Raw genomic sequence first — 21,622 nt, 5'->3', positions numbered from 1 at the left:
CGCGGGGGGGGCGGCCCCCCCCCCCTTCGACACCGCCCCCCACCGCAAACCGCTTCCCCGACCCCCCCCCCCGACAGCCCCCATCCGCTCTTTTCACCCCGCGCCCGGCAGAGCCCCTTGCGGCCGCCCCGGCGCTGCGGCAATCCTGCGCGCCATCATGACCGGATATCTCACCCCCCTCGCCCGCGCCCTGCCCTCGAGCGTGCCCTTCACCGGCCCCGAGACGCTGGAGCGCCGCCAGGGCCGCGCCTTCCGCGCCCGGCTCGGCGCCAACGAATCCGTCTTCGGCCCCTCGCCCCTCGCCATCGCGGCGATGCGCGCGGCGGCGGCCGAGGCCTGGATGTATGGCGATCCCGAGAACCACGATCTGAAGCACGCTCTGGCCGCGCATCACGGCGTCACGCCCGCCCATGTCGTGGTGGGGCCGGGGATCGACAATCTTCTGAACCTGATCTGCCGGCTGACGCTGGAGCCGGGCGTGCCGGTCGTGACCTCGCTCGGCGCCTATCCGACCTTCGTCTTCCATGTCGAGGGGTTCGGCGGCGCCTTGTCGCGGGTGCCTTACCGCGACGATCACGAGGATCCGCAGGCGCTGCTCAACCGCGCGCGCGCGACCGGGGCGCGGCTGCTCTACCTCGCCAATCCCGACAATCCGATGGGCAGCCACCATCCGGGCGCGGTGATCGAGGAGATGGTGGCGGCCCTGCCCGCCCATACGCTTCTGCTGCTCGACGAGGCCTATGCCGATCTCGCCCCCGAAGGCACCCTGCCCCGCATCGCCGCCGATCATCCGCAGGTGATCCGGCTGCGCACCTTTTCCAAGGGCCACGGGCTGGCGGGGGCGCGGGTGGGCTATGCGCTGGCCGCGCCCGAGCTCGCCCGCGCCTTCGACAAGGTGCGCGACCATTTCGGGATGAGCCGGATCGGCCAGGCCGGGGCGCTTGCGGCGCTGGCCGACCGCGACTGGCTGGCCTCGGTCAAGCGCCGGATCGAGGCGGCACGCGCCCGCGTCGCCCGGATCGCCGGGGCGAACGGGCTGCGCGCCCTGCCCTCGGCCACCAATTTCGTGGCGGTCGATTGCGGAAAGGACGGCGATTTCGCCCGCAGGGTGCTGGAGGAAAGCCTGGCGCGCGGGCTGTTCATCCGCATGCCGGGCGTGGCGCCGCTGGACCGCTGCATCCGGGTCAGCCTCGGCCCCGATCCGGTGCTCGACGTGTTCGAGGAGGTGCTGCCGCAGGCGCTCGCCGCCGCGACGGCTCCGGCGGGCTGAGCCCGCCGAATACCGCCCAGCCCAAGCTTATTGACCCAAGCTTATTCGGGCCAGATTTATTCGGCGGCCAGTTCGGGCTTGGCGGGGCCGAGCGCGGGCGCCGCGCGACCATCGGCCGCCTCGTTCGGGGCCCCCAGTTTCACGGCCGGAAAGGCGGTTTCCTGCCGCCCCGAGGGCGCGGCCAGCGACGGCGCCGCGAGGGGCGCGACGGCGGCAGGCGCCACCGGGGCCGACACCGCCGCGACCTCGCGCGGCGCGAGCGCGGTCGGCTCCAACGAGGGCTGCGCGGCGCGCGCTTCCAGCGGACGGCGGAAGACCAGCATGTTCTGATAGCTGGTTCGCGTGCCGGTCAGGCCCGCGCGCTCATCCACCGGCAGGGCGTCGGCGCGGATGTAGTCCCAGCCCTCGGCCCCCAATTCGTTCATCAGATGGGTCAGCGCCAGGGCAAAACGCTCTTCGGTGGTCTTGACCCCCTTGGCCTTCTCGCCCCGGCGGGGGGCCGGGATCACCCGGTATTCGTAACGCTGCATCTCGGGCTCTCCTGTCGGCGCGCCCAGGCAGGGCGCGGCTGGGGCGGAGTTTACGAGATTCGCCGCCCAAGTCCAAATAACGAAAGGTTTTTCGGCGAATCCAGGGCCTTTGCGCAACAGACCCCAATCCCTTGCGGTCAGCCCAGGCCCCCGCCGCAAGGGATTGTGCGCCGGGGGAATCAGGACGAAAGCTTCATCAGCACGATCCCCGAGACGATCAGCCCGGCCGCCAGCAGCCGCGCCGGCGTCGCGGGCTCTCCCATCGCGACAAGGCCGACGACAAAGGCCCCGACCGCGCCGATCCCGGTCCAGACCGTATAGGCGGTGCCAAGCGGCAGGCTGCGCATCGCCATGGCCAAGAGCGCGAAGCTCGCGATCATCGCCAGCAGGGTGACGGCGGTCGGGCCCGGCCGGGTGAACCCGTTCGAGAGCTTCATCGAACTGGCCCAGAGGATTTCGAAAAGACCGGCGCAGAACAGCATGATCCAGGGCATGACGGCCCTCCTTCTGATCGGGAAAGGCCGGGTCGTCCCGGTCGGATTCAGGGGAAGCGGGCCGGGGTCGTCCCCGGCGCGGCGACCCGGATCGAAGGATGGATACCGCAGGATGGATTCGGGCCGCGCGGGGTTTTCCCACGGATCGCGCCCCCGATCAAGCGTGGCGATCAAGCGTGGCGATTCGGGCCCCCGTCTCAGCCGCGCGGCGGATGCAGCCCGTCCGCCAGCCAGCCATGGCGATGCGCCGCGCCCTGGCCATGGGCCAGAAGATGCGGGTGATCGGGCGGCAGGTCGGGATGGGAATGCCCCGCCCCCTCAGCCGCATCCTCCGGCGGCCAGAGCCGGATCCCCGCCGCCAGCGCCAGCGCCGCCAGCACGCCATGGGTGACGAAGGTCGCGGGCATTCCGACCCGCAGCGCAAGCCAGCCCGCCAGCGGATAGAAGACCAGCCAGCAGCCATGCGACAGCGCGAAATGCGCGGCGAAAAGCGCGGGCCGCTCCGCCGACGTGGCCGAGCGGCGCAAGAGCCGCCCCGAGGGCGTCAGCGAGGCGCTGAACCCGACGCCCGTCACCAGCCACAGCGCCAGCAGCGCCGGATAGTCGCGCACCATCGCCCCCGCGAAAGCCGCCAGCACCAGCAGCGCCGAGGCGCCGATCATCACCGCCCGGTCCGGCACCCGGTCGAGCAGCGCCGGAAGCGCCAGCGCCGCCAGCATCGAGCCCGCGCCGAAAGCCGCCAGCGCAAGCGCCACCTGCGGCTCGCCCAGCCCCATCCCGACCTTGACGATGGTCACCGTGTTCACGATCACCATCGACCCCGCCGCCGCCAGCGTCAGGGTCATGGCGAACAGGCCGCGCAGCCGGGGGGTGGCGAAATAGATCCGGCTGCCGCGCAGGGTGCGGTCCCAGATGCCCCGGCGCGCGGCGCCCGGATCGGGCGCGGGCGTCGGGATCGCCACCGACAGGACCAGCGCCGCCGAGAGCAGGAAGCCCAGCGTGGTGCCCGCGAACAGGCCGTGGAAGCTCATGACGCTCAGCGCCGCCACGGCGAGCGCGGGCGACAGCAGGCTTTCCAGGTCATAGGCCAGCCGCGACAGCGAGAGCGCGCGGGTATATTCCTCTTCCTTCGGCAGGATGTCGGGGATGACGGCCTGGAACATCGGGGTGAACCCCGCCGAGGCGGCCTGAAGCAGGAAGATCAGCAGCCAGACCTGCCAGACCTCGGTCACGAAGGGCAGGAAAAGCGCGACGCCCGCCCGCACCAGATCCAGCCCCACCATCACCGCCCGGCGCGGCAGGCGCTCGGTCAGGGCCTGGGCCAGCGGCGCGATAGCGACATAGGCCACCATCTTGATCGCAAGCGCGGTGCCCAGCACCGCCCCCGCCCGCTCGCCCGCCAGATCATAGGCGAGAAGGCCGAGCGCGACGGTCATCAGCCCGGTGCCCAGCAGCGCGACGACCTGGGCGGCGAAGAGATGGCGGTAGGTTCGATTGGCGAGCGGTCTGAGCATGGCGGGCCTCCTGCCGCGACCCTATCCCCCCTGGGGGGATGAATGCAATATCCCCCCAGGGGGGGATGATGACGAGGATTTCGCCCGGGCGGGCAGGCCGGGACGGGCGGGCCGGGACAGATCGGCCCCCAAAAAAACAGGGGGCGGGACAGGCACAGGCTGAAAGGCGCGACCGAAGACGGACGCGCCCGGCGCCCCGGAACCGACAGGCGTGCCCCTCCCCCAGACAGACTGCCCAGACGGGTTACGCCCGGACGGTCATCGGGAAAGACATGCCTTAGAAAGGTGCAGGGACTCGGAATGCATCGCCCGAACTGGCATCGGCCGGAGTGGCACAGCCCGGCCCGGGGCCGCACTGTCGGCGCGCGAGGTCGGCGGCTGGCGCGGGGTCAGAGCAGTTTGGTCAGCGCCTTAAGCTCGGCCAGGTCGTGGCCCGAGGGGCTCTCGCCCCCGCCGGGCGATTCGCCGCCAGAGGCGAGGCAATGGTCGATATGGTCGTGGATCAACTGACGCTTGGCCTCGGCCACCGAACGCTCGACCGCCAGAAGCTGGCGGGCGATATCGACGCAGGGCGCGCCCGCCTCGATCATCTCGACGACATGGCGCAGATGCCCGCCCGCACGCTTGAGCCGGGCGGCGATGGCCGGGTGGCTTTCATGGCGATGCGGCGCCTGCGCCGTGGCGGCGGTCGGCTCGGGGCGGAACGGAGCGGCTGCGGTCGGCCGGGTGCCAGTCGCTTCCGGGCCAGTCGGGTCGGGGCCAGTCGGGTCGGCGTCAGGCTGGAATGAGTCAGTCTGGGCGGGACCGCCTGTCCCGACCGGGGTCGGGCCGGGGCCTGCCGGATCGGGGCCAGCGGAAGCAGAGGCCGTCGGTTCGGGGATGGCGGCGCGGGTGGAGACGGGATCTGACATTGCGCAAAGATGCAGGCGCAAGGCGCGCTTGGCAATCCATCGCGGGCCGGGGATCTGGCCCGAACCTCTCGCCGCCGGAACGGCGTACCCGGGGCCGCGCCTCCCGCGGCCTCAGCCGGAAGCCTCACAGCCGGGCCCTCGCGCGCGCGCGGACCGCGCAGCCGGACCCTCGCGCCCCCACACCGCCCCGCCCTCAGCGGGCCTTGGCCTCGGCCCTCGGGTAGCGCCGCGCCATCATCAGGCTGCGCCCAAGGTTCAGCGCCAGCATGGCAAGCCACAGCCCATGCGGCCCGAACAGTGGCAGGAAGACCAGAAGCGACAGGCCGTAAAGCAGCACCGCCTGCACCATCGCATTGCGCATCTCGCGCGACAGCGTGGCGCCGATGAAGATCCCGTCCAGCACATAGCTTGCAAAGCTGGCCAGCGGCAGCGCCCAGATCCAGGGCAGGAACCGCGCCGCCTCGGCGCGCACCGCCTCGGAGGTGGTCATGGCCGCGATCAGATGCGGCCCGCCGAAAAGCACGCCCAGCGTCAGCACGAGGCTTGCGCCGAAGGCCCATTGCCCCGAGATCACCGCCGCCCGCCGCACATGCCCCGGCGCGCGCGCCCCCACCGCCTGGCCCACCAGCGCCTCGGCCGAAAGCGCGAATCCGTCCAGGATGAAGGCGAAGAGGAACATGAACTGCAACAGCACCTGATTGGCCGCCAGCCCGACATCGCCCTGCCCCGCCGAGAGGAAGACGAACGAGGTATGGCAGGCCTGCAGCAGCAGCGAGCGCACCACCAGATCGGCGTTCATCGCCATCATCCCGCGCAGCGCCGCGCGCTCGACCAGCGCGTCCCACCGTGCGCGCAGATGGCGCGCGAAGGCGTCGCGGCACAGCCACAGCCCCATGGCAAGCCCCGCCCATTCCCCGATCAGCGTCGCCGCCGCCACCCCAGGCACCCCCCAGCCCAGGCCGATCACGAAACCCACGTCCAGCGCGATGTTGATCGCGTTGATCCACAGTTGCAGCATCAGCACCGCGCGCGCCCGCTCCAGCGCGATCAGCCAGCCGGTGACGGCGTAAAGCCCGATCACCGCGGGCGCGCCCCAGATGCGGATCGAGACATAGGCGCGGGCCAGTTCCTCGACCTCGGCGCTGGCGGGCGAGACGGCGAAGGCCCCGGCCAGGATCGGGATCTGCAAAAGGATCAGCGCCAGCCCCGACACCGCGGCGATCAGCAGCGCGCGGTGCAGCACCATCGCGGTCTCGGCCGGGTCGGCGCGGCCATGGGCCTGGGCGGCAAGGCCCGAGGTGCCCATGCGCAGGAAGCTGAACAGCAGATAGAAGGTGGTGAGGATCACGCCGCCCATCCCCACCGCCCCGATCGGCGCGGCGGCGCCGAGCCGCCCGACCACGGCGGTATCGACCAGCCCGAGCAGCGGGATCGTGGCATTCGAGACAAGGATCGGCAGCGCGATGCCGAGAACCCTGCGATGGGTGATGTCCTGCATGATCCTGGCCGGTTTGGGTGAGGGAAGCTGGGTCGGGTCGGGTCGGGTCGGGTCGGGTCGGGTCGGTGAAAGCTGCGCCATGGCCCGGCGGAACGGAAGGGGCCAGACGGTGATAATTCCGCGCTCCTTTGCAATCGACGGAAAGGAAGGCGCCGTCCCGCTCCGCGGACCGGCCCTCGCCTCTCCCGCCACCGCCCCCCTCCGGCCGCCCGCGCTGACGCGCAGCGGCTCAGCAAGCGCGCGCCCGGCCGAGAGGGCGCATAGCGCCTTGCATGTGGCGCAGCCAGCGCCATCGGCGCCGCAGGTCGCCGCACCCCTCCCCCCGAATGCAACCGCGCAGAGGCCAGCCAGGGGCGGCGCGGCCAAGGGGGGCGGCACGCGACCGGGGCGATCGGCCTGCCGGGCCCGGCGCCGAAGCTGGCCGCGTCAGAGCCCATCGGGGCCGGGCACGGGCCAGGGGGGCCGGGCACGGCCAGGGGGGACGCATCGGACGCCCCTTGCGGCGCGTGGCCGAGGCCGGAGAGCCCCCCGCAGGGGCCCGGCAGCGGGCCAAGGGACGACTCGCGCATTCCCTGCGGCTCGAAGGCCTGGCCGTCGATTCGGCAGGCGACCGGGCCCCGGCGCCGAAGGCCGCCGCTCAGGGGCCCGTCAGGGTCCGGCACCGCGGGCCAGGGGGACGCATCGGGCGCCCCCTTCCGCGCGCGGGCGGGGGGCACCGGCGACGGGTGTCGCCGGGCCCGATGCGCGCCCTAATCGCCGAGCAGGGTCAGGCTCTGCGCGCTCCAGCCCAGCCAGACCGGGCCATCGAGAAGACCCGCGCCCCTGTCGGTCTCGGCATAGGCCTGAAGCCGCGCCTCGCCCACGGCCACGTCCAGAAGCAGGCGGCTGCCCTTGAAGATGCGGCTGAGGATCCGGCCCTCGACCTCGTTCTCGGCGCCGGTCCGATCCCGCGAGACCTGGATGCGCTCGGGGCGGAGCGAGGCGGTGCGGGCGCCGCCCTCGGGGCCTGCCGCCGCTCCACCACCCGAAACGGCGGCGCGCAGCCGGTGGCCCTGCCAGTCGAAGGCGGCAAAGCCCCCGGAGAGCCCCCCGAAACGGCCTTCCAGCAGGTTGGTCTCGCCGATGAATTCGGCCACGAAGCGGCTTGCCGGATGGAAGTAAAGCTCTTCCGGCGTGCCGTCCTGCTCGATCCGGCCCTTGTTCATCACCACGATCCGGTCGGACATGGTCAGCGCCTCTTCCTGGTCGTGGGTGACGAAGAAGAAGGTCTTGCCGGTGCGGCGCTGGATCGCCTTCAGCTCGACCTGGACCTGGGCGCGCAGCTTGGCATCCAGGGCGCCCAGAGGCTCGTCCAGCAGCAAAAGCGCAGGATCGGGCGCCAGCGCGCGCGCCAGCGCCACCCGCTGCCGCTGGCCGCCCGAAAGCTGGTCGGGGCGGCGGTCGAGATAGGCCGACAGCTCCAGGAAGGCGGCAAGCTCCTCGATCCGGGCGGCGATGGCGTTGCGGCCCATGCCCTTCAGCTCCAGCCCGAAGGCGATGTTGCGCCGCACCGTCATATGCGGGAAGAGCGCGTAGTCCTGGAACACCATGTTGACGTTGCGCCGGTTCGGCGGCAGCGCGGTCACATCCTGCCCGCCAAGCACGATGCGCCCGGTGTCGGGGCTCTCGAACCCGCCAAGGATGCGAAGCGTCGTCGATTTCCCGCAGCCCGAGGGCCCGAGGAAGGTGACGAACTCGCCGCTGGCGATTTCCAGGTTCATCTCGTGCAGCGCGGTGAAATCGCCGAAACGCTTGGTCACGCCCTCGATGCGGACGATGGGATCGTGGGTCATTGGTCGGGCCTTTTGGAAAGTTTGCGCATCGAACGCTCGGCCCAGATGCCGAGGATCGCGGTCAGGACAAGAACGACGGTCGAGATGGCGTTGATCTCGGGCGACATGCCCGAGCGCAGCTTGGCAAAGATCAGGACGGGCAGCGTCGGTTCATATCCGCCAAGGAAGAACGAGCGCACGAAATCGTCGAAGCTGAGCAGCATGCAGAACACGCCCCCCCCGATCAGCGAGGGCGTCAGATAGGGCAGCGTCACACGGAAGAAGGCCACGAACGGATCGGCCCCCAGATCGCGCGCCGCCTCGCCATAGCTTTTGGGCAGGGTCGAAAGCCGCGCCATCACCACAAGCAGCACGAAGGGGACGTTGTGGATGGCATGCGACCAGATGATCGCCCACATCCCCGGATCCATCCCGATCACCCGGGCCGAGATGCGAAAGGCGATGGCCGAGATGACGCCCGGGATCACCGCGGGCAGCAGCGCAAGCCCCAGGACCAGCGCGCGCCCCCAGAAGGCCCGCCCGCTGAGGGCGACCGCGATCCATGTCCCCATCGCCAGCGCGATGGCAGTCGAGACCAGCGCGATCACCAGCGAATAGAGCATGGCCGAGACGACCTGCGCGTCGCCGAAGACGCCCAGATACCAGTCCAGCGTCCAGGACCGGATCGGAAAGCCGATGAACTTGGAATCCTTGAACCCCATGACCATCATCAGCGCCAGCGGCACCAGCAGATAGACCACGAAGGCCCAGTAGAGGCATTGCATCAGGATGCGGGTATTGCGGGTCATTTCACCACCCTCTTCGACAGGAAGCCGATCAGCCGGTTGAACCCGCCCGAAACCGCAAGCGCGGCGATCAGCAGGATGCAGGAGAATGCCGCCCCCACCGGCCACTGGTCGCCCGCGACATGGAAGAAGCCCGAGATGACCTGCGAGAACAGCGTCGTCCCCGGCCCGCCCAGAAGGACCGGCGTGGCATACATCCCGGTCGAGATCAGGAAGACCAGGGTGCAGCCCGCGCCCACGCCCTCAAGCGACAGGGGCAGCGTGACGCGGCGGAACCGGGTCCAGGCCCCCGCGCCCAGATCGGCGGCGGCCTCGGAATAATTCGCCGGGATCTTCTCCAGCGCCGAATAAAGCGGCATCAGCATGTAGAGCGCGGTCAGGTAGATGATCCCCACCGACAGCGAGAATCCGGTATACATGAAGGGGATCGGGCGCTCGATCAGGCCAAGCCATTGCAGCGCGATATTGATCGCGCCGTTGTTGCCCAGAAGGATCATCACGGCATAGATCCGCACCACCTCGCCCACCCAGAACGGCACCAGCAGCAGCATCAGGAACAGCATCTGGTTGTCGCGCTTGACGTGGCGGGCCAGGAAATAGGCCACCGGATACATGATCACCAGCGTCGCCAGCGTCAGCACCGAGGAAAACACCAGCGTGCGGATGAAGGGGGTGATGAAGATCCCCTCGGAGAAGAAGCGGGTGTAATTGTCCAGCGTATAGCCGGTCACCTTGGCCGGGCTGGGCGGGTAGTTGGTCAGGAAGCTGACCTGAAGCATCTGCAGGATAGGCCCCAGATGGGTCACGAACACCCAGATCAGCGGCACGATCAGCAAGAGCCAGAACTGGCGGCGGGGCGAGGCGAGGACGAAGTCGCTGAAACCGCGATAGGGGCCGAAGCCGGTCAGGCGGCCCCAGAACCCCGGTCGCCCGGCATCGGGAAGCGGATGGCCCGGGGAAGGCCCCCCGAGAGAGGCCCCCCCGGAAGAGGAAAGATCGGACATGGGGCGCGTCGCCTTGTTGACATCCCCGCGCGCGCCGGGCCAGGGGCCGACCGGCAGCGAAGGGGGCTGGCGGCGGGCAAGCGCGGCGGGCGGGTCGTTGTGGATCTGGAAAAGCGGCGAAACACCGGGCGGGGCGCGCGCGAGACGCCCCCGCCCGGACGGGAGGACCGGGCTCAGGCCGCCTTGATCTCTTCGACCGCCGGATCCATCAGGCGGTATTTCATCTCATTGGCCTCGGCGCGGAAGAATTGCAGCCCGGCGAGTTGCTCTTCGGGGAAGGAGGTCGCGGCGCGCTCCAGCTCGGTCAGATGCTGGTCGGCATCCTTGTATGTCGAGATGAAGCCCGACGAGCGGCTGATCTCGGCGCCGATCTCGGGGCTGGCGAGCAGCGCGTTGAGGAAGGTATAGGCGTTTTCCTCGTTCGGCGCGCCCTTGGCCACGTTCAGCGTGTAGACGAAGCCGTAGCTGCCCTCCTTCGGGATGGTCATCGCCACCGGGAAGCCGTCGGCGATCAGCGTCGCGATCGGGCCGTTCCAGGCATGGGCCAGCACGATGTCCTGGTTGATGAACATCTGCTGCACCTCGGCGCCGCCATCGTAGTAGTTGCGCACCTTGGACTTGTTGGCGATCAGGAAATCGCGGGTCTCGGTCATGATCCGCGCGGCCTCGGCCTCGTCGTCCAGATAGGCGACCATATTGCCGTCGTAGCCATTGGCCAGCATCAGCACCGACATCATGTCTTGCAGGATATAGGCGTTCTGCCGGGCGTATTTGTCCGAGAACAGCGTGTCCCAGGTCAGCGCCTCCTCAAGGCTGACGACCTCGGTGTTATAGGCCAGCACCTCGGCCCCCGACAGGATCGGCGCGCCCCATTTGTTGCCGTTGATGGTGCCCCAGTCGCTTTCCGAGAACACCGGGTTGATGTTGACCCAGTTGGTCAGCCGCCCGGTGTCGACCGGCGCCAGCAGGTCCGAATCGATGAATTGCAGATAGCGGTGACCGGCCACGGTCAGGATATCCACCGTCGGATTGGGCTGTTCGGCGGCCAGAAGGTTGAACTGCTTGCCCTGGTCGTCGACCAGGCGGATGTTCACCTTGATCCCGGTCTCGGCCTCGAACTGGGCCTTGAAGGCATCGGGCACGAAACCGTTGTAGGTCCAGATATTGACCTCGCCCCCGGTCTGGGCCGAGGCGCCGCGCAGATAGGCGGGGCTGGCCAGCGCGGCGGCGCCAAGCGCCGTCCCGTGCAGGAAGCGGCGGCGGTTCAGGATCAGTTTCGACATCGGGTATCCCCTTTTCTCTCTCTCGCTGTTGGCTGGTAGTCTCTCGTGGTCGTCTCTCGGCGACGGCTTCAGGCGTCCGTCTTCCGTCTTGCGCGCGCCGGGTCTTAGCGCGGCGGCAGCACCCCCTCGCGGCAGGCGTCCTGCAACTGGGAAAGGCTCAGCCGCTCAAGTCCGATGGCGGCCAGAAGGGTGTTCTCGGCGGCGAAATCGCGCCCGTAGAGCGCCGAGAAGATCTCGACCCCCGCGCGGTGCAGCACCGCCGGATGGCCCGCCAGATCGCCGATGGCGGCGGTGACCAGAAGGCCGTAGGGCACGTCCTCGGTCACATAGCGGCTGTCGGCGGTGGCGGGGCCCTGCCCGCCGATGCCCTTGGCGTGCAGCTCGGCGTTCATCTCGGCGATCGAGGCCACCGGGACGTGATAGGACAGGTGGTAATGTTCGAAGATCGTGCGCACCTTCAGGCCAAGCGCCCCGGCGATCGCCACCCGCTCGGCGTCCAGCGCCTCCATCAGCCGCCCGACATTGGGGGTGACGTTGCCGCCCTGGCTCCAGGTCTCGCCATGCTCCATCCGGGTCATGTTGCACAAAGCGATCCCCATGTGGTTCTGGGGATTGAGGTTGGAGAGCGAGATCGCCAGCAACCCCTCGCGCGCGACGAACCTGTCGCCGAAGAGGCGCTGGCACAGCGCCAGCCCCGCCTCCCGCGCCGAGGCGGGCACGGTGGCGAGGTCGATCTTCGAGCGGATGGTGTTGACCTGCGCCGTCACCGGATCGGGCCTGCGCGCGGTCGCCAGCGTGGTGCCCCAGACCGTCACCGGCAAGGAGACGCCGCGCCGCGCCAGCAGGTCCAGCAGATAAAGCGCCCCGAACGAGGCATGGGACGAGACGATGACCGGCTGGCCTTCGCGCAGATGCGGCGCCAGCGCGTCGAACACCGCCTTGTGGCCATAGCCGGGCAGCGCGATCAGGACCACATCGGCGCGGGCCAGATCCCGGGCCGAGGCGGCGGTGCCGGGATGGAACACGCCCTCAAGCGCGCCCCGGGCCTGCAACGGCTCGCCCGCCGCAAGCCGCGCCGTTCCCGCGCCCGAGGGCGACCACAGCACGGCATGATGGCCCCGGCTTTCAAGATATGCGGCGGTGGCGAAGGCCACCGCCCCCGCCCCCGCGATCCCGACCGTCAGCCGCTCTGTCCCTGTCGCCAGACCCATTCCCGCTTCCTCTCCTTTTCAGTCCTGCGCCCGCACCGGATCGCCCAGGATATGCATCAGCCGGTTGGCCCAGCCGAACAGCGCCGTGGACAGGATCAGGTCGAGGATCTCGCCCTCGTCCAGCCCCGCCGCGCGCAGCTTCGCCAGGTCCTCGGCCCCCGCCTCCTGCGGCGTCTTCGAAAGCGCCAGGCCGAAATCGAAGATCGCCCGGTCGCGCGGCGAAAGCTCGGCCTTCTGGCCCGAGGCGAACAGCCGGTCGGTGACGCCGGTGTCCTTGGTCAGTTGCGCATGGCGGTCGGCATGGACGGCGGCGCAATAGATGCAATGGTTGACGATCGAGGCCGAGATCGCCCCCAGTTCGCGCTCGGCCCGGCTCATGCCGCCCTTGCCATACATGATGGCGTTGAACAGAGGCGAGCGCACCTTCAGCGTCTCGACGTCATGGGCCAGCACCAGGACGTAATCCGAGACCTTGGTGTTCGAGGGCGTGACCTGAAGCGCCTCAAGCTGTTCGGGCGTCGCCTCGGCCAGTTTCACCGGCACCACGCGCGGGCGCCATTTCGGCACCTTGCGGGTGAAGCGGCGGATGACGGCGGGGTCCTGGGTGTCGGGCGCGCTCATGCCGGGTTCTCCACCATCAGTTTCAGCCCGGCGATCAGCCGCAGTTGATAGGCCAGAAAGGCGTTCAACTCCGCCAGCCGCACGATATCGGCATCCGCCACCCCGGCGGTCTGCAGGGCCGAGAGGTCGCCCGCGCCGAAATCGCGCGGATTGCGCGCCACCGCATCGGTGAAGGCCAGCATCGCCGCCAGCGCCCGGTCCTCGGTCCCGGTGACCGGATCGGCGAAGGGCCGCAGCTCGGGGTCGACGATGGCCTGCCCGTAGCGCGCCGCCAGCGCGGGCGCGGCATTCACCGCCGCGATCCGCGCCGCAAGCGCATGGCGCAGGTCATGCGACAGCCCGCCCGGATCGGCGGGGCGCAGGACCGCATCCTCGGCCTCCTGCGTGCGCAGGAAGATCGTCTCGCGCGCCGCCACCTCGGCGGCGGCGGCGCTGCCGGGGACCAGCCCGGCCATCGCGGTCACACTCGTCTGCAGCGTCTTTTCCATCGCGCTCATACCTCTTCGGCCTTCACCAGCCCGTTCACCAGCCGGTCGGCGCCGATCTCGCTCGGCCGCCATTCGTCGCCCTGAAGCTCGGGGGTGGCATAATCGTGCAGCGCCTGCCAGTGGCGCTCGATATCCTCAAGATAAAGGCTGCGCGCCATCTCGCGGCCCAGCCATTCGCCGCCCACCCAGACGGCGGGAATATCGCCCGAGACCTTGCCCAGGCTGACGGTCGAGCCATAGTTGAAACAATGGACAAGACGCAGCCAGGGCGCGCGGCCCGGATGCTTTTCCTGAAAGGTGAAATCCGGGTTCAGATAGGGGAACAGCCCCAGATCGCGCGATTCCTCGCCCTCGGGCGGGGTGTAGACGTCCGACCACAGCCGGATCTCGGCCGCCGCCGCGCCGAATTCGACCCGCGACAGCGGATCCACGGTGAAGCCGGTGCCCAGGATCACGAAATCCGTGTCATAGGCGGTGCCGTCCGCGAAAGAGACCCGGACCGCGCCGTCCCGCTCGTCCAGCGCCGAGACGGCCTTGCCGAAATGGAAGAACGCATTGGCATGGCGCGAGACCCGCAGCGTCGATCCGCGCGGCGGCGGGGTCTGGCTGGTGAACGAGTAATTCATGAAGCGCCAGCGCCAGGCATCGTCCATCCCGGCGAAGCCGCAGGTGAAGCCGTAGCTGCCGATGCCCATGAACTTGTTGATCCGCGGCATCTCCTTGCGCCGGATCAGGTGGCGCACCTCTGCCGCGCCCGCCTCCAGCGCCTCGGCGGCATTGTCGATGGCCGAGGCGCCAACGCCCACCACCGCCACCCTTTTGCCCTTCAGCGCCGCGAAATCGATCGGATCGGCGGAATGGGCCCAGAAGCGACGGTCGAGCCCGCCGACAAAGCCCGGGATCACCGGCCCGCCGGTGCCGTCGCGCCCGGTCGCCATCACCAGCCTGCGCGCAAGCACCTGGCCCGCGCCCCTGCCCGACAGGTGCAGCCGCAGCAGATCGCCCGTGCCCGAGTCGCCCGTGCCCGAGGGTTCGACCAGATCCAGCCGCGTCTCGTTCTCGACCGCGATGCCGAGCACCCGGCGATACCAGCGCAGGTAATCCATCCACATCGGGCGCGGGATCTTGTCCAGCGCCTCCCAGGCCCCGGGCCCGAACTGCGCGCGATACCAGGCCTGGAAGGTCAGCGAGGGCTGGCCCGAGGCCGGGCCGGTCAGGGTCTTGGGCGAGCGCAGCGTCTCCATCCGCGCATAGGTGACCCAGGGGCCCTCGCGGCCCTCGGGGGCGGCGTCGATGATGCGGATGTTGCGGATGCCCGCGCGGGTCAGCGCGAACCAGGCGACAAGGCCGCACATGCCGCCGCCGACGATGACGGCATCGACCACCGGGCCGACGACCCCACCGGCCTGCGGCCCCGGGTTGGCGGGCGGCACCCAGTTCGCGGGCGGGTAGCACAGATCCTGCAAATCCCGCGCCAGCCGCGCCTCAAGCGCCTTCAGCCCCTCGGGCCCTGCAGCATCCACCCCCACAGCATCCACCTTCGTCATCTCGCCTCCGTGATTTCGCATGCCCGCCCCAAGGGGCATGACCGAAACTGCGACGACCCGCCCGAATTCTGCGGGACCGGGCCGCCAGATGGCCCGAACCGGGCCGATCCACACCAGACGCCTGCCGAGCCGGACCCTCTGGCCCCATGCCGGACCCGGATCCACAAGGGACCGGAACCCGCCACCCTGCCTGCCGGGCCGAACCCGGACGGCAGCACTCTACGACAACGGAACTCCGCAATAGCGGATTTATCGACGTTATCACGGAAAATTCCACCGGGCAAGCACAAGTCTCGACACCGCGCAGGCCGGGGCAAGGACGTCTCCACGGACCGGACCACGGACAGCGCCGCACGGACCAAGGAGGGCGCCGCCATGCTCCACCTTACGCGGGGGAAGGTCAACCGAAAGCCCCGCCTGCGAAACCCCACCTGCGAAAGCCACCTTTGGGCCAGACGCCGCCGGACCGCGCTCACGCCGGACGAAAGGCCGACGCCGGGAAGTCCTTCCCGGTTTCGGCTCCGGCTTCGGCTCCGGCGCCCTCGTCCGGCGCGCGCGGGCTGAAAATCGCCTGCGCCGGATCGACGCGGTAATGCCCGGCAAGCGCTGGGGCGCCTGCGCTCAGGGCGGCGACGCTTTCAAGGATATGGCTGATCTTGTCCGGGCCCATCAGCACCGACAGGTTCAGCCGGGTGAAACCGGGCTTCGACAGCTCGTCCCCGGCCAGAATCGCCGCGCGCAGCCGCGCCGATTCCGCCGCGCCGATCCCCAGCAGCCGGTGCACCCAGGGCCCGGCGCAGGCGCAGCCGCCCCGGGCCTGGATGCCGTAAAGGTCGCTCAGCACCCGGGTGACGAGTTGCTGATGCACCCAGCCCCCCCGCCCGTCGCGAAGGCGGAAGGAAAAGATCGGCAGGCGCGGGCGCGTCGCCGGGCCCAGAAGCGCCAGCCCCGGCAGGTCCTGCCAGCGCGCCTGCGCCTTCTGGAACAGCGCGGCGTTGCGCGCCGCCATCCGCTCTTCGCCGATGGTGTCCTTGACGATGAAGGCCAGCGCGGCGCGGATGTCGCCGATCACATCGGGGGTCCCGGCCTCTTCCCGCGCCTCCAGCGAGGTCGAATAATCGTGCCCCGCCCCCGAGACGAAGCGCACCGTGCCGCCGCCGGGCTGGCTGGGGCGCCCGATCACCACCGCGTCGCGGCGCAGGATCAGCACGCCCGAGGCCGCGGGCCCGCCGGGAAACTTGTGGGGCGAGACGACGACGGCGTCGATCGCCGCCGCCCCGGCCCCGCCGTCCTGCGTCATGCGGATCGGCAGATAGGGCCCGCCGCCGGCGTAATCCCAGACCATCCGCGCGCCCGCCGCCTTGACCTGCGCCGTAAGCCCCGCCACATCCGCGATCTCTCCGGTGACGTTCGAGGCCGCCGAAAAGGCGCAGATCACCCGCATGCCCGGGCGGGCCGTGGCCAAGGCCTCGGCCAGTTCGGCGCGGTCGGGGCCGCCTGCGGCATCCTCGCCCAGTTCCACCACCTCGGCGCCCGATTCGCGCCAGGGCAGCAGGTTGGAATGATGCTCCCACGGGCCAAGGATCACCCGCGCCGGGCCGCTCCGGCCATCCGCCCCCAAGAGCGCGACCAGCCGGTTCACCCCCGCCGTCGCCCCCGATCCCGCGAAGATCACCGCGTGATCCCCATCCGCGCCGCACAGCCGCGCGATGGCGGCCCGCGCCGCGCGGCGCATCCGCGTGACATGGCCGCCGCAGAACGAGGCCTCGGTATGGCTGTTGGCATAGAAGGGCAGCAGGTGGTCGCGGATGAAATCCTCGACCTGCGCCATCGCCCGGCCCGAGGCGGTGTAATCGGCATAGACCAGCGGGCAGGGGCCGAAGGGGCCGGGGATCTCCACCCCCTCGCCGATCAGGCCGGAGGCCAGCGCCGCCAGCGGATCGGCACAGGCGCGCGCCGCCGCCATCCGGTCGAGGAAGGGGGCCAGCGGATCGCCCCCCCGATCAGCTCCGGCGCCCGAGGGGCCAGACGATGCGGCGGGCATCCGGCCGGGCGCGTCGGCGGGCATGAGGGATGGCATCGGCAGGGCTTTCGTCGTCATGCGCCAAGGATGCCCCTGTTCCGCACGATCATTCGTGACATTTTTTCGCTGTAACGGACAAATATTGTGTCATATGATCGTATATATGGAGAAATTCGACATTTCCGATCTGCGGATCCTGACCGTGCTCCAGCGCGATTCCTCGCTCTCGCAGCGCGAGCTGGCCGAGCAGGTCGGCCTGTCGCAAAACGCCTGCTGGCGGCGGCTGCAGAGGTTGCAGGCCTCGGGGATCCTGGCGGGCACCCAGGCGCGGGTGGATCTGGCGGCGCTCGGCCTTGACCTGACGGTTTTCGTCATGCTCCAGACCCGGCAGCATTCGCGCGACTGGGTGGCGCGTTTCGCCCGCCATGTCGCCGCCCTGCCCGAGGTGATCGACTTCCACCGCATCGGCGGCGAATGGGACTACCTTCTGAAGGTGGTGACGCCGGGCATGGCGGGCTACGACCGCTTCTACCAGCGGCTGATCGACGGGTTCGAATTCGACAAGGTGACGGGGCTTTTCTCGATGGAGCGGATCCTGGAGAACCGCCCCGCCGATCTGAACCGCCTGATCTGAGCGGGCGCTCTTGCGGCGGGCTGTGCCGCGACAGCCGTTCAGACCCGCCCGGTCAGGGGCGCGTCGGAAACGCCTGCACCACGCCTCATGGTCCCGCGCCGCCCATTGCGCGCCCCACCCATTGCGATCGGGCCCGCCTCTCAGGCCCGCTCCGCCGGGCAGGGCCGCGCCGCCTCGTGGTCCCGCGCCGCCCGCTCCGCGCCCGCCCATTGCGCGCAGGCGCGGCCGAAGGCCTCGAACAGCGGGCGCGAGACCGGATCCTCGCCCGCGCGCCATTCGGGATGCCATTGCACCGCCAGCGTGAAGCCCGGCGCATCGGCGACATGGATCGCCTCGGGCGTGCCGTCGGGCGCATGGCCCTCGACCACGATCCGGGGGCCGGGGCGGTCGATGCCCTGACCGTGGAGCGTGTTGGTCAGCACCTCCCGCGCGCCCATCAGCCGGTGGAACACCCCGCCCTCGCTGAACCGGACGGCATGGCGCAGGGCGAAGACCTCTTCCATGCTGCCGCCGGGCGGCATGCGGTGGTTCATCCGGCCCGGCAGGTCGCGGATCTCGGGGTGGAGCGTGCCGCCCATGGCCACGTTCACCTCCTGAAAGCCGCGGCAGATCCCCAGGAAGGGCTGGCCGCGCGCCACGCAGGCCCGGATCAACGGCAGGCTGACCGCATCGCGCCCGCGGTCGAAACTGCCGTGCGCGGGGGTCTCCTCGGCGCCATATTCCGAAGGGTGGACGTTCGGGCGCCCGCCGGTCAGCAGGAAGCCGTCGCAATGTTCCAGCAGTTCGGGGACCGAGACCAGCCGGGGATCGGTCGGCACAATCAGCGGCATGCAATGCGCGACCAAGGCCACCGCCTCGGAGGTCATCACCCCCCCGGCATGGACCGAATAGCGGCCCTCGATGTCATGGGCATTGCCGATGATCCCGACCACCGGGCGGCGGGCGGGGGCCGGGGCCAGAGCCGGGGCGGCCGGGGGGCGGGGATGCGGATGGGGGACGGCGGTCTGATCGGTCATGACCCGAAGATAGACCGCGCCGCGCCGGTTTTACAGGCTTGATGCGGCACAGGCGAAGGGCCGTTGGCGCACAATGCCCGGAAAGCGGGCGGCCCGGCATGGCAGGCGACGTGGAACAGCGGCGCCGAAGGGCGGGCGCATCTCGCCGGGATGGGAAGCGCGTCTCGGGCTGGAATGGAAAGAGGTCGGGGCGACGAGGGCCAGAACCTTCGGAAACGCGGCCAAGGGTCTGGGCACAGAAGCCGGTGTCCTGCGTGTCGGGGCCGAAGGGATTGGAGCGGGGATCGGAGCCGAGGGAATCCGGCCCAAGGCATCGTGGTGACGCTCGCAAGGGCCCGGGAAGGATCTGCCGGGGGCAAGGGTCCAGGAAGGACTCGACCGGAGGCAAGGGGGCGCGGCGCGACATCCTCGGGTCGGATGGTTACGGGGAAGACCTCGGTCGAGCGCCTCCCCAGGGGGGACACCTCGGGGAAATGTTTCCGAGGGGAAAGCTTCCGAGGGGAAAGCTCCCCGGGGGGGGAGCTCCCGGGGCGAACGCCCCCGGCGAGACCCATCGGCAGGGCGGACGACGCCCTGCGCGGCAGAGAAAGGCGCCCGGCCCGCCCTTTCCCCGCCCCGCACACCCGCGCCCCGCACACCCGGGCAAGATGCCGCGGGGGCGATCACGGCGCAGTGACTTGCCTTCCAGCGGCAGGAAGGCCTCATCATCGCCGCGCAAAAATGGAGGTCCATCATGTCACGACCCACAACCGCCGCCGCCCTGACCCTTATCGCGGCCATCGGCCTCGCGCTTCCGGCCCCGGCGCAAGAGGCCCACGATCACGGCGGCCATGAGCAGGGCGACCACGGCGGCGCGGCGCCAGTGCCGCCCGGCACGACCCCCTCCACGCTGGCTTTCGAAGCCGCCGCCGCCGAGATGCATGGCGCCATGGCGCTGGACTATACCGGCGATGCGGATGTCGACTTCATCCGGGGCATGATCCCGCATCACGAGGGCGCGGTGGCCATGGCGCGGATCGTGCTGGAACATGGCAGCGACCCCGAGGTGCGCGAACTGGCCGAGGCGGTGATCGCCGCGCAAGAGGCCGAGATCCTCTGGATGCAGGACTGGCTGGCCGCGAACGCGCCCTGAGCGGGCGGCGGGCGGCCTTGTCCTGACCGGCCCAGATTCTGTCGGCCCAGCTTTTGCCGGTCCCGCTTCTGTCGGCTCCGGCTTCTGTCGACCCGGCTTCCGTCGGCTCAGCCGCTGTCGGTCCGGCTTCCGTCGGCTCCAGCTTCCGTCGGCTCAGCCGCTGTCGGTTCGGCTCCTGCGGGTTCCGCCCTGGCCTGCCCGACCCCGCCAGGTTCGGCCTCGCCGGTTCAGCCCCGGACGGTTCAATCCCCCACGCCAGCCCCTCCCCCGCCGCTCTTCCCCCGGCCGGTCCCGCCCGGGCCCGGCGCGTCGAGAGGCGGAATGCGAAGGCCGCGCAACGAAAGGGACCGGCGGGATGCGCCCGCCGGTCCTTTACGCCTTCAGCCCGTCATATCCTCGGCCCTTGATATCTCCGGCCCGTCCTATCCGCCCCGGCGCGTCATGCGCCCGGGCAGGTCACCACCCTCGGGCCTTCACATCTTCCGCGCTTGGCGCCGACCTTTATCTCACCGGGCCTTCACCTCATCGGGCCTGCGCGCCCCCGGTCGCGCCCCAGGCGCCCGCTCCCCGCCGATCCGCTTCAGCCCGCGACCGAGGCCAGATGGGCGGCGGCGGCGGAAAGCGCGCCCTCGCCATGCGGGATGCCAAGCGCCTTCAGCCCCGCCTCCATCACCGCCAGCGCGCCAAGCGTCATATGGGCGTTCACATGGCCCATATGCGCCACCCGCAGGAAGCCGTCCGCGCGCGGATCCTCGGGCGAGTTCATGCCGAGCCCCAGCCCCAGGGTGACCCCGGCCTCGCGCTCGCACCACTGGCGCAGCCGGGTGCCGTCCGCGCCCCCGATCCGGGCCGCCGTCACCGCGCGGCTGCGCCAGTCGGGGCGGCCGACGTTCAGCCCGATCGCGCAGCCCTCGCCCCAGGCGTCGAAGGCGGCCCAGACCGCGCCCGCCAGCGCCTCGTGCCGGGCCCAGACATTCTCCAGCCCCTCTTCGTGCAGGATCATGTCCATCGCCTCGCGCAGGCCGAAGATGTGATGCGTCGGCGCGGTGCCGCCCCAGTATTCATGGGCCTCGGCCGGCTCGGCGCGCGGGCCCCACCGCCAGTAGGGCGTGGCCAGGTCGCCCCGCCCGCAGCGCGCCCGCGCCCGGTCCGAGAACCAGACGAAGGCAAGGCCCGGCGGCGTCATCAGCCCCTTCTGGCTGGCCGAGACCGCGACATCGACGCCCCAGGCGTCCATCTCGAAACGGTCGCAGCCCATCGAGGCCACGCAATCCACCGCGAAAAGCGCCGGATGGCCCACCGCGTCGATGGCGGCGCGCAGGGCGGGAATGTCGTTGCGGACCGAGCTTGCGGTGTCGACATGGGTGGTCAGCACCGCCTTGATCCGGCCCTCGGTATCGGCGCGCAGGATCTGTTCCAGTCGGTCAGGGTCGGCCGGGGCTGCGGTGCCGAAATCGACCAGTTCGACCTCGATCCCCATGTCGCGGGCATGGCCCGCCCAGCCCTCGCCGAACCGGCCCGAGGACAGCACGACCGCCTTTTCCCCGCGCGAGAACAGGTTGGCATTGGCCGCCTCCCAGCCGGCATGGCCGTTGCCGATATAGCCCGCAAGATGCTGGCTGGTCCCGGCGAGGCGCTTGAGATCGGGCCAGAGCCCGACCACCGTGTCGATCAGCGCGCCCTCGTAGATATTGGGGCTGGTGCGGTGCATCGCGCGCTGGACGCGGTCGGGGGTGACCGAGGGGCCGGGGATCGCCAGATAGGGCTGGCCGTTGGCAAGGCGCATGAGAGACTCCCTTCGCTACGCCGCGCCATCGCTAGTCCCAGCC

At 70.4% G+C, this 21,622-nt stretch carries 19 protein-coding genes; 3 read left to right on the top strand and 16 right to left on the bottom strand.

Annotation, left to right across the window (positions count from 1 at the left end; genetic code table 11):
• The first annotated feature begins 157 nt into the window (after positions 1–157).
• On the top strand, positions 158–1,270 hold the full coding sequence (locus tag ABNX41_RS12890) for a pyridoxal phosphate-dependent aminotransferase (RefSeq protein WP_438670131.1): 1,113 nt from the start codon (positions 158–160) through the stop codon (positions 1,268–1,270).
• A 56-nt stretch (positions 1,271–1,326) separates the two neighbouring features.
• Here the strand turns inward: ABNX41_RS12890 and ABNX41_RS12885 are convergent, their stop codons facing one another.
• From ABNX41_RS12885 to ABNX41_RS12820, 14 genes are all read right to left on the bottom strand, one after another.
• On the bottom strand, positions 1,327–1,800 hold the full coding sequence (locus ABNX41_RS12885; RefSeq protein ID WP_438670130.1) for a DUF4177 domain-containing protein: 474 nt from the start codon (positions 1,798–1,800) through the stop codon (positions 1,327–1,329).
• 179 nt (positions 1,801–1,979) lie between these two features.
• On the bottom strand, positions 1,980–2,294 hold the full coding sequence (locus ABNX41_RS12880) for a DMT family transporter (protein WP_438670129.1): 315 nt from the start codon (positions 2,292–2,294) through the stop codon (positions 1,980–1,982).
• Between the two features lie 197 nt (positions 2,295–2,491).
• The gene (locus ABNX41_RS12875) at positions 2,492–3,808 is read right to left on the bottom strand and encodes an MFS transporter (protein ID WP_438670128.1); all 1,317 of its coding nucleotides are present in this window, start codon (positions 3,806–3,808) and stop codon (positions 2,492–2,494) included.
• A gap of 389 nt (positions 3,809–4,197) precedes the next feature.
• The gene (locus ABNX41_RS12870) at positions 4,198–4,719 is read right to left on the bottom strand and encodes a metal-sensing transcriptional repressor (RefSeq protein WP_438670127.1); all 522 of its coding nucleotides are present in this window, start codon (positions 4,717–4,719) and stop codon (positions 4,198–4,200) included.
• Between the two features lie 193 nt (positions 4,720–4,912).
• A complete protein-coding gene (locus ABNX41_RS12865; protein WP_438670126.1) occupies positions 4,913–6,217 on the bottom strand; it encodes an MATE family efflux transporter in 1,305 nt (434 codons plus the stop codon).
• Between the two features lie 749 nt (positions 6,218–6,966).
• Positions 6,967–8,049 carry an ABC transporter ATP-binding protein gene (locus tag ABNX41_RS12860; protein WP_438670125.1) on the bottom strand — a complete coding sequence of 361 codons (1,083 nt, stop codon included), beginning with the start codon at positions 8,047–8,049 and terminating at the stop codon, positions 6,967–6,969.
• On the bottom strand, positions 8,046–8,837 hold the full coding sequence (locus tag ABNX41_RS12855; RefSeq protein ID WP_438670124.1) for an ABC transporter permease: 792 nt from the start codon (positions 8,835–8,837) through the stop codon (positions 8,046–8,048). Before ABNX41_RS12855 ends, ABNX41_RS12860 begins: the two co-directional genes overlap by 4 nt.
• Positions 8,834–9,838 (bottom strand): ABC transporter permease, encoded by a 1,005-nt coding sequence (locus tag ABNX41_RS12850; RefSeq protein ID WP_438670123.1) that lies wholly within the window; start codon positions 9,836–9,838, stop codon positions 8,834–8,836. The genes ABNX41_RS12855 and ABNX41_RS12850 overlap by 4 nt, the downstream gene beginning before the upstream one ends.
• Positions 9,839–10,011: 173 nt before the next feature.
• Positions 10,012–11,121 (bottom strand): ABC transporter substrate-binding protein, encoded by a 1,110-nt coding sequence (locus tag ABNX41_RS12845; RefSeq protein WP_438670122.1) that lies wholly within the window; start codon positions 11,119–11,121, stop codon positions 10,012–10,014.
• Between the two features lie 104 nt (positions 11,122–11,225).
• Complete coding sequence (locus ABNX41_RS12840; RefSeq protein ID WP_438670121.1) at positions 11,226–12,332, bottom strand: NAD/NADP octopine/nopaline dehydrogenase family protein; 1,107 nt, start codon at positions 12,330–12,332, stop codon at positions 11,226–11,228.
• Between the two features lie 18 nt (positions 12,333–12,350).
• Positions 12,351–12,953 carry a peroxidase-related enzyme gene (locus ABNX41_RS12835; protein ID WP_438670120.1) on the bottom strand — a complete coding sequence of 201 codons (603 nt, stop codon included), beginning with the start codon at positions 12,951–12,953 and terminating at the stop codon, positions 12,351–12,353.
• Entirely contained in the window at positions 12,950–13,441 is a 492-nt protein-coding gene (locus ABNX41_RS12830; protein WP_438670119.1) for a hypothetical protein, read from the bottom strand. The genes ABNX41_RS12835 and ABNX41_RS12830 overlap by 4 nt, the downstream gene beginning before the upstream one ends.
• Before the next feature lie 5 nt (positions 13,442–13,446).
• A complete protein-coding gene (locus ABNX41_RS12825; protein ID WP_438670118.1) occupies positions 13,447–14,988 on the bottom strand; it encodes an FAD/NAD(P)-binding protein in 1,542 nt (513 codons plus the stop codon).
• A 472-nt stretch (positions 14,989–15,460) separates the two neighbouring features.
• Positions 15,461–16,954, bottom strand: coding sequence for an aminotransferase class V-fold PLP-dependent enzyme (locus tag ABNX41_RS12820; RefSeq protein ID WP_438670136.1), 1,494 nt, complete (start codon positions 16,952–16,954; stop codon positions 15,461–15,463).
• A gap of 220 nt (positions 16,955–17,174) precedes the next feature.
• Here ABNX41_RS12820 and ABNX41_RS12815 point away from each other — a divergent pair, with 220 nt between their 5' ends.
• Positions 17,175–17,645: an Lrp/AsnC family transcriptional regulator gene (locus tag ABNX41_RS12815; RefSeq protein ID WP_438670117.1), complete on the top strand. Its 471-nt coding sequence runs from the start codon at positions 17,175–17,177 to the stop codon at positions 17,643–17,645.
• Positions 17,646–17,785: 140 nt separating this feature from the next.
• On the opposite strand, the gene ABNX41_RS12810 is transcribed toward ABNX41_RS12815, so the two are convergent.
• A complete protein-coding gene (locus ABNX41_RS12810; protein ID WP_438670116.1) occupies positions 17,786–18,661 on the bottom strand; it encodes a gamma-glutamyl-gamma-aminobutyrate hydrolase family protein in 876 nt (291 codons plus the stop codon).
• A gap of 733 nt (positions 18,662–19,394) precedes the next feature.
• Between ABNX41_RS12810 and copM the strand changes: the two genes are divergently transcribed.
• Complete coding sequence (gene copM / locus ABNX41_RS12805; RefSeq protein WP_438670115.1) at positions 19,395–19,793, top strand: CopM family metallochaperone; 399 nt, start codon at positions 19,395–19,397, stop codon at positions 19,791–19,793.
• Positions 19,794–20,373: 580 nt separating this feature from the next.
• Here copM and ABNX41_RS12800 read toward each other — a convergent pair.
• Entirely contained in the window at positions 20,374–21,579 is a 1,206-nt protein-coding gene (locus tag ABNX41_RS12800) for a pyridoxal-phosphate-dependent aminotransferase family protein (protein WP_438670114.1), read from the bottom strand.
• Between the last annotated feature and the right edge of the window lie 43 nt (positions 21,580–21,622).

The organism is Pseudogemmobacter sonorensis (assembly GCF_042762395.1).
In the GTDB taxonomy this organism is placed as follows: domain Bacteria; phylum Pseudomonadota; class Alphaproteobacteria; order Rhodobacterales; family Rhodobacteraceae; genus Pseudogemmobacter; species Pseudogemmobacter sonorensis.
The sequence above is the reverse complement of the archived record's forward strand: the minus strand, read 5'-3'. Positions and strand labels throughout refer to the sequence as shown.

Excerpts from the sequence above, each read along its gene's own strand:
- ABNX41_RS12890 (WP_438670131.1), top strand. The coding sequence starts at position 158 with ATGACCGGATATCTCACCCCCCTCGCCCGCGCCCTGCCCTCGAGCGTG.
- ABNX41_RS12885 (WP_438670130.1), bottom strand. The coding sequence starts at position 1,800 with ATGCAGCGTTACGAATACCGGGTGATCCCGGCCCCCCGCCGGGGCGAG.
- ABNX41_RS12880 (WP_438670129.1), bottom strand. The coding sequence starts at position 2,294 with ATGCCCTGGATCATGCTGTTCTGCGCCGGTCTTTTCGAAATCCTCTGG.
- ABNX41_RS12875 (WP_438670128.1), bottom strand. The coding sequence starts at position 3,808 with ATGCTCAGACCGCTCGCCAATCGAACCTACCGCCATCTCTTCGCCGCC.
- ABNX41_RS12870 (WP_438670127.1), bottom strand. The coding sequence starts at position 4,719 with ATGTCAGATCCCGTCTCCACCCGCGCCGCCATCCCCGAACCGACGGCC.
- ABNX41_RS12865 (WP_438670126.1), bottom strand. The coding sequence starts at position 6,217 with ATGCAGGACATCACCCATCGCAGGGTTCTCGGCATCGCGCTGCCGATC.
- ABNX41_RS12860 (WP_438670125.1), bottom strand. The coding sequence starts at position 8,049 with ATGACCCACGATCCCATCGTCCGCATCGAGGGCGTGACCAAGCGTTTC.
- ABNX41_RS12855 (WP_438670124.1), bottom strand. The coding sequence starts at position 8,837 with ATGACCCGCAATACCCGCATCCTGATGCAATGCCTCTACTGGGCCTTC.
- ABNX41_RS12850 (WP_438670123.1), bottom strand. The coding sequence starts at position 9,838 with ATGTCCGATCTTTCCTCTTCCGGGGGGGCCTCTCTCGGGGGGCCTTCC.
- ABNX41_RS12845 (WP_438670122.1), bottom strand. The coding sequence starts at position 11,121 with ATGTCGAAACTGATCCTGAACCGCCGCCGCTTCCTGCACGGGACGGCG.
- ABNX41_RS12840 (WP_438670121.1), bottom strand. The coding sequence starts at position 12,332 with ATGGGTCTGGCGACAGGGACAGAGCGGCTGACGGTCGGGATCGCGGGG.
- ABNX41_RS12835 (WP_438670120.1), bottom strand. The coding sequence starts at position 12,953 with ATGAGCGCGCCCGACACCCAGGACCCCGCCGTCATCCGCCGCTTCACC.
- ABNX41_RS12830 (WP_438670119.1), bottom strand. The coding sequence starts at position 13,441 with ATGGAAAAGACGCTGCAGACGAGTGTGACCGCGATGGCCGGGCTGGTC.
- ABNX41_RS12825 (WP_438670118.1), bottom strand. The coding sequence starts at position 14,988 with ATGACGAAGGTGGATGCTGTGGGGGTGGATGCTGCAGGGCCCGAGGGG.
- ABNX41_RS12820 (WP_438670136.1), bottom strand. The coding sequence starts at position 16,954 with ATGGCGGCGGCGCGCGCCTGTGCCGATCCGCTGGCGGCGCTGGCCTCC.
- ABNX41_RS12815 (WP_438670117.1), top strand. The coding sequence starts at position 17,175 with ATGGAGAAATTCGACATTTCCGATCTGCGGATCCTGACCGTGCTCCAG.
- ABNX41_RS12810 (WP_438670116.1), bottom strand. The coding sequence starts at position 18,661 with ATGACCGATCAGACCGCCGTCCCCCATCCGCATCCCCGCCCCCCGGCC.
- copM (WP_438670115.1), top strand. The coding sequence starts at position 19,395 with ATGTCACGACCCACAACCGCCGCCGCCCTGACCCTTATCGCGGCCATC.
- ABNX41_RS12800 (WP_438670114.1), bottom strand. The coding sequence starts at position 21,579 with ATGCGCCTTGCCAACGGCCAGCCCTATCTGGCGATCCCCGGCCCCTCG.